The following is a 16,697-nucleotide window of genomic DNA, read 5'->3' as shown; positions in this document are numbered from 1 at the left end:
TAACGCCCACGTCAGTGAATTGAGATTAATTCAGCGCCCGCAATGGCACATCGCCGCGATGGGCGATCTCGGCATCCAGTATCTTGACCAGGAACTCGGTCAGGACACCGGCGGTAAAGCCCCAGATTTCGTACTCCTGGAACTGGTAGGCAGGCAGGTAAATGGCGTGCTCGTCGATGGTGATGCGATCCGTACGGATACGCGGGTCATCGAGGAAGAACGACAGGGGAACACGGAAAATCGCATCCAGCTCCCCGGGATTGGGCGTCAATTGTATATCGGGCGCAACCACTCCCAGCCAGGGGGTCACATGCACATTCCAGCGCGTGGTCCGAGACCACAGCGGGCCCAGCACCCTTACAGCTTCCGGGGGGATACCCACTTCCTCCTGCGTTTCCCGCAGGGCGGTCTGCTGCAGCGAGCTGTCGCCAGGCTCCCAGCGGCCGCCCGGCAGCGACACCTCGCCGGAATGCGTGGACAGGTTGGCAGAGCGTAAAGTGAGAATGACTTCCGGGTCCGCCTCATCGGTCAGCGCCAGCAATACTGCCGCGTGGCCCGTCAGGTCCGGCTTGTGCGGCACACGGGACTCCAGCTGCTCCCGCAGTCGGGAAAATTTACGCTCGATTTTGTCCAGCATCTGTCTGTTATCTGTACACCTGCAACTGCTAACAGGAATGCCCCGGCCTGCGCGGCACGGGCATCGTCACTCTCTACTATACGGCAAGCAATCGCTGTGACCACAATTTCGCGTCCGGGTTTAACCATCCGTACCGGTTCCCACCTGGTGTTCCGCCGGTGTGTGTCCCCCCTTTACCTTTTCCCGGAAGCCCTGCACCAGCGCGTAGTACACCGGCACCAGCAATGTGGCAAAAACCGCCGCTGCAGTCATGCCCCCGAAAACCGCCAGGCCCAGGGAAATACGGCTGGCGGCCCCGGCGCCAGAGGCCAGCAGCAGTGGCAGCACCCCCAGCACGAACGACAGTGCCGTCATCAGCACGGCACGGAACCGCAGCCGGGTGGCACTGATCGCCGCCTCGGCCACGGGCTTGCCGGCATCGCGCTCGTTCGCGGCAAACTCCACAATCAGGATTGCACTCTTGGCCGCCATGCCGATCAGCAATACCAGGCCAATCTGGGTATACAGGTTGTTCACCGCCCCCGCCAGCCAGTTGACCAGCAACGCCCCCGCGATGGCGACCGGAACGCAGAGCATTACCGCCACCGGAATCAGCCAGCTTTCATACTGCGCCACCAGGAACAGGTATACGAATACGATGGCAAGTGAAAACAGGATCGGTGCCATGTTCCCGGAAGTGATTTCCTGCAGGCTGGACCCGGTCCACTCGTAGCTGTACCCGGCGGGCAGGCGCCCGGCCACCTGTTCCATCGCCCGCATCGCGTCGCCACTGGAATACCCCGCGGCCTGGGCACCATTGATGGTGACACTGTTGTACAGGTTGTAGCGATCGATGGTCTGGGGGGCCACCGTGGGCGAGATCTCGACGATGGAAGTAACCGGCACCAGCTCACCGCTGTTGGCGCGCACAAAGAACCCGGACAGGTCCTGCTCCTCGCTGCGGAACTGCTCGTCACCCTGCAGCATGACCCGGAAGACCTTGCCGAACAGGTTGAAGTCGTTGACATAAAAGCCACCCAGCTGGGTCTGCAACGTGTTGTAGACATCCGTCAGCTGTACCCCCAGCGTATGGGCCTTGTCCCGGTCGACCTCCAGTGCCAGCTGCGGGGTGCTCGCCTGGAAACTGGTAAACGCCTGCGCGATCTCCGGCCGCTGGTTGGCCTGGCCGAGGACATCGTACAGGACACCGGCCAGCTCTGAGGCATCGCGGCCCATCAGGTCGGTGAGGATAAACTCAAAGCCACCGATGGTACCCACCCCCGGCAACGGCGGCGTGGGAAATACCATTACGCGTGCCTCGGGCACCGCCGCCACATTCTGCTGCACCCGCTGCATGACCGCCATCTGGTGCTGGGACCGTTCCGGCCGCTCTTCCCACGGACGCAGAATCCCGATCATGAAGGCCGAGTTGGAACTGACATTGTTGGCCAGGATATTGAATCCCGGCACTGCCATCACGTGGGCGACTTCCGGCTCGGCTCGCATGATCTCACGAATCTGCTCAACCACGGGGCCAGTACGATTTAATGAAGCCCCCTCGGACAGCTGCACATGCACCAGGAAGAACCCCTGATCCTCGTCGGGAATAAAGCCAGTGGGCACCGAGGTAAACAACCAGTAGCAGAGCGCTACAATCCCGACGACTGACAGCGCACCCATCAATGGCCGGGCCACCCAGAACGCGACCATGGCCATATAGGATCTGGTCAGCCGGTGCAGTGTCTTGTTGAACCAGCCGAACACCCCGGTCTCCTTCACACCGGCAACCTCACCGCGTTCACCGCGCTTGAGCAAGGTGGCACAGAGAGCCGGGCTGAGAGTCAGGGCATTGATGGAGGAGATGACCACGGCCATGCTGATGGTGACTGCGAACTGCCGGTACATGCCTCCGGTCAGGCCCGGCATCAACGTCACCGGCACAAACACAGCCAGCAACACAAGCGTGGTGGCAATTACCGGCCCGGTCACCTCCTCCATGGACTTGAGGGCTGCCTCCCGTGGTGGCAGCCCCTCAGACATCAGGCGCTGGGTGTTTTCCACCACGACAATGGCATCGTCCACTACAATTCCGATAGCCAGGATCAGCGCAAACAGGGTAACGGTATTGATGGTCATACCGAATGCCAGCATCAGGGCAAAAGTACCGATCAACGACACCGGAATGGCAATAGCGGGAATCAGGGTGGAGCGGATATCCTGCAGGAACAGGAATACCACCAGGATTACCAGTACCAGTGCTATCACCAGCGTCTCTACCACTTCCCTGATCGACGCACTGACAAATTCGGTGGTGTCGTAGAGTATTTCCGCCTCCAGCCCCTCGGGGAAGCGCTCTTCCAGTACCGCCATGCGTTCCCGGATACCCTCGGCCACGTTCAGCGCATTGGCATCCGGCAGCTGGTAAACTGCGATCACCGCTGCCGGCTTGCCGTCCAGCCGGCCGTAAGCGCTGTAAAACTCACTGCCCAGTTCCACCCGGGCAACATCCTTCATTCGCACCATCCCTCCCGCGGGATTCGCGCGCAGGCTGATGTCCTTGAACTCCTCCACATCCACCAGCCGCCCCTGGGCGAGAATGTTGTACTGGAACTGCTGGTCCTTGCCGATCGGGGGGGAGCCGATCTGGCCGGCGGCAACCTGCATATTCTGGGCCCGCACCGCATTGATTACATCCTGCGCAGTAATATCCAGCGCCGCCATCCGGTCCGGGTTCAGCCAGATGCGCATGGCGTAATTCAGGGAGCCGAGAATACTGACTTCGCTGACCCCCGGTACCCGCGCCAGTTCGTCGCGGATAAATATCTGGGCATAGTTGGCCAGGAAGAGCTCGTCGAACCTGCCCTCCGGAGAGATCAGGTTAACCACCAGCAGCATGGTGTTGGACTGCTTGCGCACGATCACGCCATTGCGGCGCACTTCTTCCGGCAGCGCCGGTGTGGCCTGCTGTACCCGGTTCTGCACATTGACCTGCGCGATATCGTCGTCAGTACCGCTCTCGAAAGTCACCGTCAATCGGTAACTGCCGTCATTGCCGCTGGAAGAGGACATATACAGCATGTTCTCGACCCCGTTGACCTCCGTCTCCAGCGGCACGGCCACACTATCCCGCATGACCTCGGCACTGGCGCCATCAAACCGGGTGGTAGCGGTGATGGTCGGCGGTGCAAGATCGGGAAACTGGGCAACGGGCAGCAACGGCAGGGACAGCAGTCCGGCCAGGGTGATCAGGATTGAAATCACAAAAGCGAACCTGGTTCGCCGGATAAAAAATGCGCTGATCAAAAAGATCCACTCCCTGTCCGCAACATTCCGTCTCCCTCACGCCCGCCCGTACCGCCACGGTCGGTGCCCTGGCCCGCTTACTTGCCGTCGGTGGGCGCAGGACCTTCGTCGTTCCCGGACCTGTCCCGCTTTTCCCGCCGCTCACCTTCCGTGCGACCAGTGCCCTCGCGACTCGCGGGATGGTGGTTGGCGTAGGGGTTACGGGCGGAGGACTGGGGATCCACCGGTTGCTCCGCGACCACCCGCTGCAGCCCGTTAACGATCACGGTTTCACCGGCTTTCAGGCCCTCTTCCACGGCCCAGAGCTCTCCTTCCCGCTGGCCCAGCTCCAGATACCGGCGATGCGCAATATCCTGCCCGTCCACCACGAATACATAGCGCCCCTGCATGTCCTCCAGTACCGCCGACTGCGGCACCAGGGGCTTGACCTGTTCGCCGCCGCCGTAGACCCGCACTGACACGCGCGCAAACTGCCCCTGGATCAGCAGCTGATCGGGGTTGGGAAATTCGGCCCGGACTGCCACCGAGCCGGTATTCGGGTTGACCTTATTGTCGACAAAGGCAATGGCGCCCAGGTGGGGATAATAACTGCCGTCCGGCTGCTCGATACGGATATCCCGCCGTTCCGGCCGCAACCCGGCCTGCTCGCGACGCTCTGCGGTAATCTGGACTGAGAACACCCGATCCTCCGGCACCTCGAACAGTACGTACACCGGGTCGGTATTGAGTATGGTCGCGAGTGGCTCTGACTGCGGTCCCACCAGGGCACCGACAGGAAAGGCGGAGCGGCCGATACGCCCGGTCAAAGGCGCATAAATGCGGGTATAGGAGAGGTTCAACTCCGCCGTACTGACGTCAGCCCTGGCTTCTTTCAGGCTGGCCTGGGCCTGCTCGAAATCCCCCTTCAGGCGGTCGAAGTCCGACTTGCTGATAAAACCCCGCGGCGCCAACTCGCGACCGCGCTCGTAGTTGCGCTCGGTCACCTCCAGTGCGGCACGAGCCCTCGAAACCGCCGCACGGCGATTTTCCAGTATCGCCACAAACGGCTGCGGATCAATCTCGTAAAGCAGTTCGCCTTCCCTGACGAGGCTGCCCTCCTCGAAATAACGCCCCTGGATATTGCCCTCTACCCGCGGCCTGACCTGCAATTCATCGGTAGCCTCAATCCGGCCGACATACTCAAACCGGGGAATTACCGGCTGCTCGCGCACAGAGAGTACCTCCACCGGTGGCGGGGGTGGCGCACTTTGCTCTGGTCCCCGGTCACCACAGGCACCGAGCATGATCGTCAACAATCCCACGCACAACCCGGGGACCCGGGTGCGGGCGTTCATGGCCGGACTGTCACTATACCCGGTGGCCTTTTTCATTCTTCAACTATAGATGTTGCCACTGGCAGGTTGCGTGGCAGGCGATGGCCGGAGGCGTCAACAGGGAAGTCGGGAATTCCCGGTGCGGATGGGCTGCTGTCGCGGGGCGGCGTGGCCGGCATGCCGTTTAACCTGTGGCGGGTTGTGGGCGTGGTCGCATGTCGCGCCCTGCGGGACGAATCGGGCCTGATCGCCCGCCTGGCCAGCCCCCGGAAATACCGGGGCAGGACCGCTGGCGGCTTGTTTCGGGGCGTGTTTGCCAGTGCTCTCGGCCTCAATGCTATCGCCGGTGACCAATCTGCTGCACTGCTACTGCCCACCCTGCTCTACGGGCGCTCCACGGCCGCCCTGCCGGTTCCATTGCCACGCCGCTCCCGGACGTCCTCTATGGCTATACCGGCTTCAGGGTGGTCCGGTTGGCGCAAACGCGGGACGGCAGCAAACCGGGCTGAGCCCGTGCTCCGGCGGGCGGATTAATGGTCCACAGGCACTGACGCCCCGGGTACGCGGGCGTATAATGCCTCCATGAAATTCTGTAGCCACTGCGGCAGCGATGCTGTCACCTTTTCCATCCCCGAGGGCGACGATCGCCCACGCCACCTCTGCGGTGGGTGCGGTGCCATTCACTACATCAACCCCCGAGTCATTGTCGGCGTGCTGCCGTACCTGGGTGACCGGGTGTTGCTCTGCAAGCGCGCCATCGAGCCCCGGCTGGGGCTGTGGACCCTGCCCGCCGGGTTTATGGAAAATGGGGAGACCAGCGAGGAGGGCGCCCTTCGGGAGAGTTGGGAGGAGGCCCGCGCCAACATCCGTGTGGACGACCTGTATACCGTCTATGACATTCCGCACATCAACCAGGTCTACCTGATCTATCGCGGTGAACTGACCGATACCAACTTCGGCGCCGGTCCCGAGTCACTCGAGGTAGAGCTGTTCCGGGAAGAGGAAATCCCCTGGCAGGAGATCGCCTTCCCGATAATGAGCGAGACCCTGACCCACTACTTCTCCGATCGCCGTGAAGGGTCTTACCCACTGCACCGCGGGGTCATCACGCGCAAGCTCTGACGCCAGGGGCAAGCCTCCCCCTGGTCACCGGTTTCCCCGGTGTTTGCCTACCCGCCGGCAGACTTATGCTGCAGCAACCAGCGATAGAGGTCCTCTCCCACGTATGCGCGGACCCAGACATCGTGCGCCATGTCCCCGTGCACGGTGAAGCGCACGTCGCCGCCCAACTCTTCCAACCGATTGATACCGGCATAGACATTCGACTCGGTCGCGACCGCCGGCAAACGCCCGCCAGGCGTATTCAGTTGCAGCGATCGTCCAGCTTCCACAGATCGAAGGCGGGCTCCTCATACGGATGGGCCGCGCGCATCGCCGCCAGGGCCTCATCGACCAGGTCATCGGCACAGACCAGCTCCACGCGGTATTCATTTACCTGCTCTACTTCGCCGCTCTGGCCAATAAATGGCTGGCTACCCGGTAACGGCCGGAACTGGCCGGTACCGGCCACCTGCCAGCAGCAGCTGTCGTAGTCGCCGATACGGCCGGCACCGGCAACGAACAGGGCCTGCTTAACGGGCTCCAGGTGAGTCTCGGGAATATAAACGCAGAGTTTGTACATGGTATTGGTACCGGCTCCGGGAGTTCATGATGCCGGGCCCTACGGGCCCGCGAATGAATCAGGTAGTACCTGCCTGCCCCCATGGGGGCAGGAAGAGGATCAGTACAGCAGTGTCATCAGCTTGCGCTGGTACTGGGTCGCCAACGGGTCGCCTGCTCCCAGGCTCTTTACCATATCCAGGTAAGCCTGCCTGGCGGCACCGTCAGCGTAGGTAATATCGCTGCGCAGGATCTCCAGCAACAGGTCCAGCGCCTCCTGGGTGCGATGGGCCTGGCTATACTGCACCGCCAGTTTGTAGGCGGTATCGAAGTCACCGGGATTCTTTTCCAGAGCTTCCTGCAAGGCCTTGATCTCCGGTGTTTCCGCCGCCTGCTGCTTCAGCTCCAGCTGTGACACCAGCTGCTGGTAATCGCTGTCCTGGTCTGCCAGCAGGATCTTGCCGAGCACCTCCTCGGCCTCCTGGGTGCGGTTCTGCTCCAGCAGCACTGCGGCCAGCTGCTTGGCGATATCCTGGCGTTCGCCGGAGTCAGAGTAGGCCTGCCGCAGTACCGGCAGCGCCTCATCCAGCTTGCCCTCGCCTACCAGCGCCTTGCCCTGCTCCAGTTTCAGGTCCCAGGGTTTGGGCAGGTACTTGTCCAGCATCTCGCGGATCTGCTTTTCCGGCTGGGCGCCGGCGAAGCCGTCCACCGGCTGGCCTTCCTTCAGCACCATCACCGTGGGCAGGCTGCGTACCCCCAGTTGCCCGGCCAGCATCTGCTCCGTATCCGCATTCACCTTCGCCAGCAGGAACTGGCCGGCGTACTCGTTGGCGAGCTTTTCCAGCACCGGCATCAGCTGTTTGCAGGGTTCGCACCAGTCGGCCCAGAAGTCCACGACCACCGGGCGTTTCATGGATTCCTCGATCAGCACCTGCTGGGCGTTTTCCGCCGTGACATCGACAATAAATTCGTTCACAACCACTCCTGAATCTGATTTTGGGCGCAGTTTACCCGATCGCCCAATTTCCGACCAACACCCGCCACCCTGTCAGCGATGCCTCTGGCGCACCCGTACCCACACCAGGCGGGCCAGGTAGAGCAGGAACAGCCCCAGTAGCGTCCATGGCAGCAGGTAGGCCACTGCGGTCACGGTGTCGGCGATTCCTTGCGACAGACGCCCGCCAAAGCTGCGGAAAGCACCGGCAATCGGCTGGGCAAAAGATTTCTGTGACAGCGATAACAGCCGGATTTGTACCCGGTCCATCTCCACACGCTGCAGCAAGCGGCTGCGTTTGCCCGCGGCCATTTCCAGGTCGGACTGGACCCGCGCCAGCTCCGAAGCGACTTTCACCAGTGCCTCGATATCGTCGGTCGAGCGCTCACTGAGGGCCTCCAGCCGGGCGCGGTAATCCCGCAGCATTTCCACCCGTTTCTGGTTATCCACAATGGCGTCGCCCAGGTCCTCGATACTGGTGGAACGCCCGGTTGTAGTGCCGCCGTCCGCCGCCACCTCCAGCAACGCCGGGACCCCCGCCGGCAGCACGCGCACTTCGATATGTCCGCTGACATAGTTACTGGTATTCAAACGGCTATCAAGGAGGGTACAGCGGTACTTCGTATCCTCAGCACACCATGCCAGTAGTGCCTCGAAGCGTGCCTCGAGCTCATCCACCGGATATTCCACTGATACCGCATGGGTATACGCCAGGTACTTTGTGCGCTGGCGCTGGACGTCGGCAACCTTGAGCGCCGCGGTCTGGGCTGCTGGCTCGGCCATCCGGGCAGAATCATCACTGGATTCGCGACTGCAGCCGGTGAGCAGCAGGGCCACCAGCAAGGCAAGGAAGAATCGATCAGTCATCAACGGCATCCACAATAATGATGAAAATCAGTGTGTCAGCGGTAAAGGGCCTCCACGCCATGGCGCAGTTCCAGCGCGGTGCGCTCGGCCTTTTTCAGGCCCCGCACCACCAGGCCATAGGAACGGTCCATCATCCTCTCAATCTCGTAATCCGGCACACTGCCGTCCAGCCGCACCGTGTTCCAGTGTTTCTTGTTCATGTGGTAGCCCGGCAACACGCCGGTGAAAATATCGCGCAGCGCCTGCGCCTCATCCGGGTCGCACTTGAGGTTGGTGCGCCCCACACCGCCTTCGATACTGAGCGTTGCAAACATTTTCCCCCGCACCCTGAACACCGCCACCTCTGGGCCGAAGGGAAAATCCTCCCGGGCCTCGGGTCGGGACAGGAGGTAATCACGGGCGCTTGCATATTCCATCCCTGGAACTCCCTACAGGCTCACCAGTCCAGCGATGAAGGCAGGCGCGGGGACGACAGCAGCGTAGAGAAGCGCTGCCAGCGTTCTTCCGGTGATGTCGCCTGTTCCACGTAATTCGCCACCAGCTGCTTGCCCCAGTTGTAATTGATCACATAGGCACCGTAGGTATCGACAAAACGCTTGCGCTGGGCCGCGCGCTCGGGGCTGCGCAGACCATAGGTCTGGAACAGCTCCACGACTTTTTCGCCGTCAATCTCGCCGTCGATATACTGGCGTGCGATTTCATTTTCGGCAAAGCCCAGCTGCTCCTGCAGCTCCAGCACCCGGTCGTACCGTTCCGCATCTGCGGGGTCGAGCCCGGCCAGGGGATAAAGCACGCTCTTTTCAAATTCCAGCTTTTCCTTACCCGGGAATGCCAGCTCGATCCCGTAATTCGCGCTGCCCTCGGCGATCAGGGACTGCGGGCTGAACAGGGGGTAGACACTGTATTCGATCCAGCCCCGATCCTTCACCAGGGACTGTTCCAGCAGGGCATTATAGGTGTGGTGACCGGGGTATCCCTCGTGACACCCCAGGTCGATGGCACGGTCGATCATGACCGGCAACTCGGTATTGACCTGGATCAGGCTGTGCGCGTCGCCCTGGTACCAGTTGTAGCCACTCCAGGGCTTGTCAGTGACATACTCCAGTTCGAAATCCTCTTTGGCCGGCAGGTCGACATACTGCTTGGTACGTTCGCGGCAGGCATCGATTGCGGCATCGAACACTGCCGGCAGTTTTTCCGCGGGAATCTCAAACTGCGCCTTGAAGGACTTCACCCGCTGGTGCAGCGGTTCCTCCCCCGGCAACAGCTGGTCCAGTTCCGCCAGCACCGGTTCGAACTCGGCCAGCTCTCGTTTCGGCGGACGGGTATCGTAAAGCAGCTGCGCATCACTCTCGAAGGTACTTTCCCGTGCACCCGCCAGGGTTTCAGCATGCGCACGAAGAGCGCGCAGCTGGGTTTTCAGGTAATGCTGGCGCAGTGATTCCATATCGGCGGCCGGCTCGATATTTTCCGGCAACTGGCTGACCAGGTCCGCGGCCCGCGCGGCCAGATCGGCCGCACTGTCCTCACTGGACTTCGCCTCGGTGCGCAATGCTTCCGGACCATAATAGGCATCCACGTAACTGTCATCGTGATTGCCAAGCTCCAGCACCAGTTTTACATAGTCGCGAGCAAGCCGGTCCATATCCGGTTGGCCCTGCCCTTCGGTTTCCAACGCTGCGTCATCCGCAGCGGGGGCCGCCGGTCGGTCACCACACCCAACCAGGGCCAGGAAAGTAATGGAAATAAAGCAAGCCAGGTTGCGAATGGTCATGAGGTCTCCTGCATGATCTGTCCATGGTTCTCCGGGATCGCTGTCCCGGCAAAGATTCTATCCGACCAGTAGCGCGCTCTCTGGTTGGCGACGTTGGCTTCCCCGCGCTCGAGGGCGGCAAAAATGGCATGCTCGGCCTCCTCCAGTTGCCGCAGCAACCTGGAGCGCGCGGACTCGCTGCCGATCCACTGGTCACGCCAGGCCCGGTGCCGTTCCCAGCTGTCCCGCTCGCAGACATGCCAGCTTCCCGTGAAGTCTACCGGCTTGAACAGGCTACTGCATGTCAGCCCGGTACCGGTAAAGGCAATGCGCGGCGCGCCCTGCCCCAGCGCCACAATCATGGCGTTGGCAGTCTGGGAGGGCCGCAGCCACGGGAAAAGCGCCCCGGGAGGCGCCGCGTGCATGCACAGGTCCGCATTGCCACTGGGATGCCCATGCCGGTGATGCCGGAGGATACGGGCAAAATCCGCAAAGCCCACGCGATCGACCTGGAGGGATTTCAGTTCAGCAAGAGCAGCTGCGCGCCGGCGGCGGGAGGCACCAAAGAAAGGCAACAGGCGGGTGTCATTGGCGCGATCAAAACAGCCACCCCCCTCGCGGACGTCATCGCTGGCGAGCTCGAAGTCACTGCCGATCGTCAGGCCGTTCGAAATGGCATCATAGTGCTGCACCCGGCGGGCCACCCAGCGGCGCCCGGCCGTCTCCAGCTTCCAGGTTTCCGCCCCATCGGCGATCAGGAAACTGTTGTCGTAGCGGAGATTGCGCTGGCTATAGCCGGCAGGGCCACCCTGCCCGAAACGTTCCAGCAATTCGACAATCACGCGCAGTGCACGGGCGGCACTGTCAGCCCGCTCCAGCGCCAGGCGCACCAGGTCCATCCCCAGCAGGGCCACCCCAGCCTGGTTTACACGGCGGGAAAAAATCGCTTCGTTGCCGATCGCAACACCGCATTCATTGACCCCCATCTCCGCCCCCCACATCCATGCCGGTCGTGCCAGGACACAGCCATGGCGGTCGGGCACCTGCGGAATTTCCAGCCAGGTACAGCGCAAGGTGGGCTCAGTGTCGCCGCGCACTGCCGGCAACACTTCAACACGCTGTGCTTCCAGCGGGTCGCGGTCGCTGTTCTTGGCCAGCCAGGTGATACTGCCTGCCCGGTAAACCAGGGTGTCACACATGCACGGCACCGGCGGGTTGCATCATCCACTGGACTTCCCGCACCGCGCGCTCGGCGGACTCCAGTGCGCCTTCCATATAACCGTACCAGCGCGTCGCAAACTCGGTGCCGGCCCAGTGGATGTTCCCGTTCGGTTCACGCAGGCGCTCGCCGTGACGGGTCCAGCCCCCGGGAGGAAAGTATGCGGCATAGCACCCTCGCGTCCAGGGCTCACTGCTCCAGTCCCGGTCGACATATTCTTCCGGGTGACGCGCCTGCTCACCGAAGAAAGCGGCAAAGCAGTCCAGCACCACCTGCCGGCGTTCCTCGTCCGCCATAGCGCTGTAATGGCGTGCGGCGTCGCCCTCGAGGAAGCCCATCAGCAGACCGGAGTTGCGGCCGGGCTCGGAGTTATCAAACGTCACCCGCACAGGGCCAATGGTGCTGGTCACCTGGCCAGACAGTTGCTTTTCGCGCCAGAAAGGCCGGTCGTAGCGGGCGATGCACTTGATACATGAGCCCGCAGGCATCCGTTGCAGCAACTGGTCGCGCCAGGCCGGCAGCTCCGGTTCAAAGCGGATCCGCAACGCCTGGTTGGGTGGGATGGCGATGATCAGCCGCCGGCAGCGGATTGCGCCCCCGGTATACTCCACCTGCAGGGCATTGTCCGCAGCATGCGAAACCCTCGTAACCGCGGCATTGAGCTGGACACGCTGCCCCAGCTCCGCCGCCATCCGCTCACACAGGCCTGCAGTTCCACCACGCACACGATCCTGCTGCGCACCGCCAGTCACCGCCAGCAGTTTTGCCAGGGAATCTCCCGAACGGGCATAAAACAGGGCATGCAGCAGGGAAATATCGCAGGGCTCGGCAGCAAAAACAGCGCCGACCGCCACGTTGAACAGGCGCCGCGCCGTGGCGGTACGGCAGTTCTGCCGAATCCAGGTCTGCAGCGTCATGCCGTCCCAGTCGGCGGCCTGGCGGTGGGACCAGGGCGCAGAGGGATCCACGGAACGCGCCATTTTCTCGAACCTGGACAGCGCCAAGCCCAGGTCCAGCATGGCCATGGGATTGATACGGGGAACAGTGCCGCGGTACCGGCGGGGTTTCCCACCGAGAAAGAGGAGATTGTCACCCTGGTCATAAAGCGGCCAGGTTTCCACCCCCAGCTCCGCCACCAGGCGGTACATCCGCTCCTGGCCGGGCCCCAGCCACTGTCCCCCCAGGTCGACAGTATCGCCATTGGCAAAGGTATGGTTGAACAGGCGCCCACCAACCTTGTCGCGTGCCTCGAGGACCCGCACCGAATAATCGTTTTGCAACAAGCGCGCTGCCTGCAGCCCCGATATGCCGGCCCCGAGAATTGCCACATCGACTTCTTCCATCGCGCTTCTCCCGCTCAGACCTGTTATTGCCGCGAATCTTCCGGCGCGGTCCCGCCGCGCCCCGCTCCTGCCAGCCATACACTGGAAATTACCGCGCCGTCCCGCTGCCTCCCCTGTATCACCCGCCCGCCGACAACTGCCGTAGTACGCCCGTCATCACCCAGGTCCCAGAGGTCGCCGCGCAGGAAGGTGTTCATCCCCCCGCGCAGGTGCCGGCCACGACCGGCCAGGGCATATTTCCTCCAGGCTTCTCCCTCACTGATCTGGCCTATATCCACCGGGTTCACATCGGCGGGAGCCTTGGCCCCGTTGTAGCCCTGCCACGGCTGTGACCAGATACCACTGGGCGAGGAAAATGATGGCACCACCACGATCTCTGCAGCGGACAACTGGGCCCAGGTATCCGGGTACCAGCTGTCGGCGCAGATCAGGACCCCCAGGCGTCCGGCCGGGGTGTCGAATACCGGCAGTGGTGCCCGGGACGGCCGGGTAAAGGGGAGCTCGCTTTCAATGGGATAGACCTTACGCACCGGCCCGCGGATACGCCCCCCGGGCTCGAATACAAAGCTCGCGTTGTAGAGGGGGCCCTGGCCAGGCCTGATTGCGCCCGCGGACACAGAGGGATCCGGCAGCACGATGGAGCCGGCCACCAGCGTCACCCCGAATTGTTGCGCAAGACTGGAAAATACCGCCTGGTACTCCGCCGCCATAAGCACTGCCTTGGACCGGAACAGTGCAGCGGCAAACGGGTCGTCCGCACCTCCGTCCACCAGCTCCCCATACAGCGCAGTGGAGAAAGCCGGCAGGTTACCCAGCGCTGCCCACAGCATGGCAGCGGTGGTGCCGGATGCACGGAAAACAGGATATCCCTCGCCAGAAGCCACCAGCCAGGTGCCAATATGCTCGGGTAATACCACCAGGGTCTGCGGGACCAACCAGCCCTCAGCCTGGGCATGGGTGAGGTAACCCGCCAGTTTGCGGCGCAGGCGCGCACCATCGATGTAATCTTCCGGGCGCAACCAGGGCTGGATCGAGACGATATTGGTTGCACCGGCAACAGGGGTATTAAGCGGCTCAAGGACCGGCGCGGCATTACCGGCAATGGCCTGGCCGTCGGTTTTGGGCAAAACCAGGTCCGCAGGCAGCTGCGCGAACAGCACCGGTATCGCAAGTACCAACAGCAGTAACAGTGACAGCAGTCGTTTTCTTTTCATTATTGTTCTTTGTTACCCGGCCCCGCAGCTTAAGCAGCCAGTTCCCGGAGCCGGCAGATGGCGCCAAATAAGAACCAATGTACCACCGCTAGCCTGTATCTGGCACCCTGATCACTTTTCCGCCGCTCTCGCCGGAATCAAGTCCCAGGAACTACACTGGAGCTCACTCCCTGGAGACACAGCCCGGAGCCCTTTCCCAGCCATGGCCCGCATCCTGTTTCAATTCTACGGGAACCTGAACGATTTTCTCTCCGCCAGGCGTCGCGAGCAATACATCAGGCTGGACCGGGAGCACCCGGGTTCAGTGAAGGACGCCATCGAGAGCCTGGGCGTTCCACATGTGGAGGTAGACAGGATTTGGGTGGACGGGCGCCCCCAGGACTTCGATTATCAGCTGCAGGATGGCGACCGGGTACACGTATACCCGCGGTCGGCCGACGGGCTGGGGCTTATGCCACCACCCCAGAATACGCCCGTTTTCGTACTCGACTGCCACCTGGGACGCCTGGCACGCTACCTGCGCCTGCTGGGGTTCGACAGCCTGTTTGAGGGGAACTATCAAGACAGGCAACTCCTCCAGCTCTCGGTGGAGCAGGACCGCACCCTGCTGACCCGCGACCGCGACCTGCTGAAGAGAAAAGACCTGCGGCGTGGCTACTACGTGCGTGCAACGCGCCCCCGGCAACAACTGCAAGAGGTGTCAACACGCTTCGGGCTGGCCCGGAAGCTGCGCCCATTCAGCCGCTGCACCGTCTGTAACGGCCAGCTATCACCTGTGGCCGGGCAGGCGGTCGCCGCACAATTGCAGCCGCGCACCCGGCGTTACTACCGCGAATTCCTGCAGTGCCACGATTGCGGTCGTGTCTACTGGAAAGGCAGCCACTTCCAGCGCCTGCGGCGGCTGGTTGACGAGGTACGCCACGGTGGCCGTCCGGCTCAACGTCCCTGATCCCCAGCGCCATCAGGCTCTGCAGCCTCTTCAGGTGTCAACGCTTCCTCGTCGGTAATCGTACTCAACTCGTCAGATACTGGCGCCTTACGCAGCACCATGAAACCCGACACACCGGCAATGACGGACGCCAGCAACACACCGGCCTTGGCCTGCACCAGCATCCCCTCCTCGCCGTAAAAAGCGAGTTCGGAGATGAAAATCGACATGGTGAAACCGATACCGCCGAGCAGCGCCACCCCGATAATGTGATGGAAACTGGCCGCGCTGGGCAACCGGCCGAGTCCCAGTTTCCAGCCGATCCAGGTGGCCCCGACAATTCCCACCAGCTTGCCGAATACCAGGCCCAGGATGACCCCCAGGGTGACGGGGTTGAGTACGGCGGTCGAGCTGGTGAAGCTGTCGATGGGGATGCCCGCATTTGCCAGTGCGAAAATCGGGATCACGATAAAGGCCACCGGTGTGTGCAGGCGGGTCTCCATGCGCTGCAGCGGTGACTGGGCCAGGTTGACGCCATTGCCCAGCGCCATTACCCGGGCTCGCAAGGCATCGTTGGCGATGATCTTGTCACCGGGGCGGAAACAGCGATCGAAGCTGCGGATGATGTCCTTCACAAAGGTACTGAATGCCACCGGGTCGTACTTGGGGCGCGCCGGCAGCGCCATCGCGGTAATCACACCTGCCAGGGTCGCGTGAATGCCGGTGACATACAGCTCATACCAGAGCAGGACGCCGATGAAGATATAGGCGGGGGAACGGCGTACCCCGGCGAACTTCAGCAGCCACATGATGACCACCAGCAGGCCCGAGGTCATCAGGGCAGTCAGGTTGACGCTCTCGGTATACCAGATGGCGATCACCAGGATAGCGCCCAGGTCGTCAACAATGGCCAGGGCCACCAGGAATGTCACGACCGATCGCGGCACCCGGTTGCCAAGCAAGGCGATACACCCCACAGCAAAGGCGATATCCGTGGCCATGGGGATACCCCAGCCGCGCGCGCCTTCGGCATCACTATTCAGCGATGCGTATATCAACGCCGGCACCACCATGCCGCCGATGGCCGCCATCACCGGCAGCACTGCCTGCTTCAGCTCCGATAACTCACCCACCAGGAACTCGCGCTTGAGTTCGAGCCCGACCAGGAAAAAGAAAATGGCCATCAGGCCGTCATTGATCCAGTGGTGCACACTGAGGGAAAAGCTCCAGTCGCCGGCGTTGATACTGATCGGCATGTGGAGGATATGCTTGTAGGCTTCCTGGAGTGGGGAATTGGCAATGACCAGGGCAACGATTGCACAGGTGATGAGGAGCAGGCCACTGCTACTCTGGCGGTGGATAAACTCTTCAAAGGGTGTGACCAGGCGTCCAAAAGCACTCTCGAGAGGCGCTTCAAAGACCTTACCCTTGCGAACCCTGAACTTGCCCAGAACGCTTTTCGCCATCAGCCGGTGGTCTCCTTCATCT

The 16,697-nt window shown here is 62.2% G+C and carries 15 protein-coding genes; 2 read left to right on the top strand and 13 right to left on the bottom strand.

The window, feature by feature from the left end:
• Positions 1-25: 25 nt before the first annotated feature.
• From LVD11_RS14135 to LVD11_RS14125, 3 genes are all read right to left on the bottom strand, one after another.
• Positions 26-637, bottom strand: coding sequence for an NUDIX hydrolase (locus LVD11_RS14135; protein ID WP_237060084.1), 612 nt, complete (start codon positions 635-637; stop codon positions 26-28).
• A gap of 120 nt (positions 638-757) precedes the next feature.
• Positions 758-3,919, bottom strand: coding sequence for an efflux RND transporter permease subunit (locus LVD11_RS14130; RefSeq protein ID WP_237060082.1), 3,162 nt, complete (start codon positions 3,917-3,919; stop codon positions 758-760).
• A 77-nt stretch (positions 3,920-3,996) separates the two neighbouring features.
• Positions 3,997-5,289 (bottom strand): efflux RND transporter periplasmic adaptor subunit, encoded by a 1,293-nt coding sequence (locus tag LVD11_RS14125; RefSeq protein WP_237060080.1) that lies wholly within the window; start codon positions 5,287-5,289, stop codon positions 3,997-3,999.
• Positions 5,290-5,814: 525 nt separating this feature from the next.
• Here LVD11_RS14125 and LVD11_RS14120 point away from each other — a divergent pair.
• Positions 5,815-6,354, top strand: coding sequence for an NUDIX hydrolase (locus LVD11_RS14120; protein ID WP_237060077.1), 540 nt, complete (start codon positions 5,815-5,817; stop codon positions 6,352-6,354).
• A gap of 47 nt (positions 6,355-6,401) precedes the next feature.
• Here the strand turns inward: LVD11_RS14120 and LVD11_RS14115 are convergent, their stop codons facing one another.
• From LVD11_RS14115 to LVD11_RS14075, 9 genes are all read right to left on the bottom strand, one after another.
• Complete coding sequence (locus LVD11_RS14115) at positions 6,402-6,623, bottom strand: hypothetical protein (RefSeq protein ID WP_237060075.1); 222 nt, start codon at positions 6,621-6,623, stop codon at positions 6,402-6,404.
• Positions 6,596-6,913 carry a YqfO family protein gene (locus tag LVD11_RS14110; RefSeq protein WP_237060074.1) on the bottom strand — a complete coding sequence of 106 codons (318 nt, stop codon included), beginning with the start codon at positions 6,911-6,913 and terminating at the stop codon, positions 6,596-6,598. Before LVD11_RS14110 ends, LVD11_RS14115 begins: the two co-directional genes overlap by 28 nt.
• 99 nt (positions 6,914-7,012) lie before the next feature.
• Positions 7,013-7,867, bottom strand: coding sequence for a thioredoxin (trxA, locus tag LVD11_RS14105; protein WP_237060073.1), 855 nt, complete (start codon positions 7,865-7,867; stop codon positions 7,013-7,015).
• 72 nt (positions 7,868-7,939) lie between these two features.
• Positions 7,940-8,752 (bottom strand): DUF4349 domain-containing protein, encoded by an 813-nt coding sequence (locus LVD11_RS14100; protein ID WP_237060072.1) that lies wholly within the window; start codon positions 8,750-8,752, stop codon positions 7,940-7,942.
• A gap of 35 nt (positions 8,753-8,787) precedes the next feature.
• Positions 8,788-9,168 (bottom strand): MmcQ/YjbR family DNA-binding protein, encoded by a 381-nt coding sequence (locus tag LVD11_RS14095; protein WP_237060071.1) that lies wholly within the window; start codon positions 9,166-9,168, stop codon positions 8,788-8,790.
• Positions 9,169-9,188: 20 nt separating this feature from the next.
• The gene (locus LVD11_RS14090) at positions 9,189-10,526 is read right to left on the bottom strand and encodes a hypothetical protein (protein WP_237060070.1); all 1,338 of its coding nucleotides are present in this window, start codon (positions 10,524-10,526) and stop codon (positions 9,189-9,191) included.
• A complete protein-coding gene (locus LVD11_RS14085) occupies positions 10,523-11,704 on the bottom strand; it encodes a C69 family dipeptidase (protein WP_237060069.1) in 1,182 nt (393 codons plus the stop codon). Before LVD11_RS14085 ends, LVD11_RS14090 begins: the two co-directional genes overlap by 4 nt.
• Positions 11,697-13,067, bottom strand: coding sequence for a flavin monoamine oxidase family protein (locus LVD11_RS14080; RefSeq protein ID WP_237060067.1), 1,371 nt, complete (start codon positions 13,065-13,067; stop codon positions 11,697-11,699). The genes LVD11_RS14085 and LVD11_RS14080 overlap by 8 nt, the downstream gene beginning before the upstream one ends.
• Positions 13,068-13,090: 23 nt before the next feature.
• Positions 13,091-14,281 carry a carbon-nitrogen hydrolase family protein gene (locus LVD11_RS14075; protein ID WP_237060064.1) on the bottom strand — a complete coding sequence of 397 codons (1,191 nt, stop codon included), beginning with the start codon at positions 14,279-14,281 and terminating at the stop codon, positions 13,091-13,093.
• 202 nt (positions 14,282-14,483) lie between these two features.
• On the opposite strand from LVD11_RS14075, the gene LVD11_RS14070 reads away from it, so the two are divergent.
• Positions 14,484-15,230, top strand: coding sequence for a Mut7-C RNAse domain-containing protein (locus tag LVD11_RS14070; protein ID WP_237060062.1), 747 nt, complete (start codon positions 14,484-14,486; stop codon positions 15,228-15,230).
• Here LVD11_RS14070 and nhaA read toward each other — a convergent pair.
• Positions 15,218-16,675, bottom strand: a complete 1,458-nt coding sequence (gene nhaA, locus LVD11_RS14065; protein WP_237060060.1) for a Na+/H+ antiporter NhaA — start codon at positions 16,673-16,675, stop codon at positions 15,218-15,220. The two genes, LVD11_RS14070 and nhaA, sit on opposite strands and share 13 nt — an antisense overlap.
• Positions 16,676-16,697: the final 22 nt, after the last annotated feature.

Source organism: Microbulbifer sediminum, from assembly GCF_021729035.1.
In the GTDB taxonomy this organism is placed as follows: Bacteria; Pseudomonadota; Gammaproteobacteria; order Pseudomonadales; family Cellvibrionaceae; genus Microbulbifer; species Microbulbifer sediminum.
This window is presented reverse-complemented; position numbering and strand designations above follow the sequence as displayed.